At 34.4% G+C, this 3039-nt stretch carries 2 protein-coding genes; both read left to right on the top strand.

From position 1 onward, the window contains the following. A partial coding sequence (locus tag B2S90_RS07845; RefSeq protein ID WP_286696836.1) for an anaerobic ribonucleoside-triphosphate reductase activating protein occupies nt 1-876 on the top strand: 876 nt, incomplete at its 5' end. 4 nt (nt 877-880) lie between these two features. Then, a partial coding sequence (locus B2S90_RS07840; RefSeq protein WP_286696835.1) for a ribonucleoside triphosphate reductase occupies nt 881-3039 on the top strand: 2159 nt, incomplete at its 3' end.

The raw sequence follows: 3039 nt of genomic DNA, 5'->3' as shown, positions 1-3039 counted from the left end.
CTTAAAACAACACCTAAAGCGAAAGATGTGATTGCTGAAATGTATCTTGCGAGAAAAGACTGGTGGTCACATCTAACATCTGATTTGACTTTAGAAGAAGTAGATCAATTAGAAAAAACAATGCATCTTTTAGTTAAGAAAGCAATAGAAGAACCAACATACCAGAATCATTTTCGTATCTTTGGCTTTCAAAAGCTCACTCTTCTAGATTATCCAGGAAAGATGGCATGTACTCTATTTACTGGAGGATGTAATTTTAAATGTCCTTTCTGTCATAATTCTGATTTAGTTTTCTTACCAGAAAATATGGTAGAGATTGAACAGGAAGATGTCCTTGAATTCTTAGAAAAGAGAAAGAATGTATTAGAGGGTGTATGTATTACAGGTGGAGAACCTTTATTACAGACTGGTATTGTGGATTTCTTAAGAGTAATCAAGGATATGGGGTACTCTATTAAATTAGATACAAATGGTTCTTTTCCTAATAAGTTAAAAGAATTGGTAGAAGAAGGTCTTGTAGACTATGTAGCAGTAGATATCAAGAATGCCCCTAAGAAATACAATAAGACAATTGGTTTAGAAGGTTATCGTCTTGATTCTATTAAGACAACAGTCCAGTATTTATTAGAAAATCATGTGGATTATGAATTCAGAACGACAATTATTAAAGAATTTCATACAGAAAATGATATGAGATTAGTTGGAGAATGGATCAAAGGTGCTAAGCGTTATTATCTTCAAAACTTTGAAGATAATGAGAATGTGATTCAAAAAGGTTTACATGCATGCTCATTAGAAACACTCCAGAGTTATAAGAAGATTTTAGAAGAATATGTTGATGAATGTGAAATCAGAGGGATAGAAGAAAGGATATGATAATATGTACCAGGTCATTAAAAGAGATGGTAAGATTACAGAGTTTGATTTAAAGAAGATAACCCGTGCTATTGAAAAAGCATTTATTTCATTAAAGAAAGAATATCATCCAAGTGTGATTGATATGCTTGCATTAAAGGTCACAAGTGATTTTGAAAAGAAAATTAAGGATCATAAGATTGCAGTAGAAGATATCCAGGATAGTGTAGAGGATATCTTATCACAGGCAGGTTATAGTGATGTGGCGAAGTCTTATATTCTTTATCGTAAACAGAGAGAGAAAGTAAGAAATATGAAGTCCACGATTCTTGATTATAAGGATCTAGTGAATAGTTATGTGAATGCGACTGACTGGAGAGTGAAAGAGAATTCTACTGTCACTTATTCTGTTGGTGGGTTGATTCTAAGTAACAGTGGTGCGATTACTGCAAATTATTGGTTATCTGAAATATATGATCAGGAGATTGCGGATGCACATAGAGATGGTGATTTCCATATTCATGATTTAAGTATGTTGACAGGTTATTGTGCAGGATGGTCTTTAAAACAATTGATTCAGGAAGGTTTAGGAGGTATTCCAGGTAAGATTACATCTAAACCAGCTAAACATCTTGCGTCATTATGTAACCAGATGGTGAACTTCTTAGGTATTATGCAGAATGAATGGGCAGGTGCTCAGGCTTTCTCTTCTTTTGATACTTACTTAGCACCATTTGTAAAGGTAGATAATCTTCCTTATGATCAAGTCAAGAAATGTATTGAATCATTTATTTATGGTGTCAATACACCTTCACGCTGGGGAACACAGGCTCCTTTTTCTAATATTACTTTAGATTGGACAGTACCAAATGATTTAGCTGAATTGAATGCGATAGTTGGTGGAAAAGAAATGGACTTCCGTTATAAGGATTGTCAGAAAGAAATGGACATGATCAATAAAGCCTTTATTGAAGTGATGATTGAAGGTGATGCGAATGGTCGTGGATTCCAGTACCCTATTCCTACTTACTCTATCACAAAGGATTTTGATTGGTCTGAAACAGAAAATAATAAACTATTATTTGAAATGACTGCAAAGTTTGGTACACCATATTTCTCTAACTATATTAATTCAGATATGGAACCAAGTGATGTCAGATCAATGTGTTGTCGATTAAGACTTGACTTAAGAGAATTAAGAAGAAAGAGTGGAGGCTTCTTTGGTTCAGGTGAATCAACAGGATCAGTGGGTGTCGTTACTATTAACCTTCCACGTATTGCTTATTTATCGCATAATGAACAGGAATTCTATGAAAGACTGGATCACTTAATGGATCTTGCTGCAAGATCATTAAAGGTAAAAAGAGATGTTATTAGTAAGTTATTAGAAGAAGGTCTCTATCCTTATACAAAACGTTATTTAGGTTCATTTAAGAATCATTTCTCTACTATTGGTTTAGTAGGTATGAATGAAGCCACACTCAATGCGAACTGGCTTAAAGAAGACTTAACACATACAGATGCACAGGAATTTGCGAAGGATGTATTAAACCATATGCGTGAAAGATTAGTGATCTATCAGGAAGAATATGGTGACTTATATAACCTAGAAGCAACACCTGCAGAATCTACATCTTATCGTCTTGCGAAACATGATAAGAAGAAATATCCAGATATCATTACTGCCACTAAAGAGGGTAATACACCTTACTATACAAACTCATCTCATTTACCAGTAGGTTATACAGATGACTTATTTACTGCCTTAGATATTCAGGATGAATTACAGACTCTTTATACATCAGGTACTGTATTCCATGCCTTCTTAGGTGAAAAACTACCAGACTGGAAAGGTGCTGCAACACTCGTAAGAAAGATTGCGGAAAACTACAAACTTCCTTATTATACAATTTCACCTACATACTCTATTTGTGAAGATCATGGTTATCTTGTAGGTGAACAGCCTATATGTCCTGTATGTGGTAAACCAACAGAAGTATGGAGCCGTATTACAGGTTACTATAGACCAGTTAAGAACTGGAATGAAGGTAAAGCACAGGAATTCAAGGAACGTAAAACATATGATATGGGTCACTCAGTACTAAGTGGCAGACATATGAAGAAAATCAAAGAAGAACAGGTACAACCTGTTATACAGAATGAAAAGCTTTATTTATTCACAAC

The organism is Catenibacterium sp. UBA627 (genome assembly GCF_002299355.1).
GTDB lineage: Bacteria > Bacillota_I > Bacilli_A > Erysipelotrichales > Coprobacillaceae > Catenibacterium > Catenibacterium mitsuoka.
Note: the sequence above shows the minus strand (reverse complement) of the source record. Positions and strands in the feature narration are given on the sequence as shown.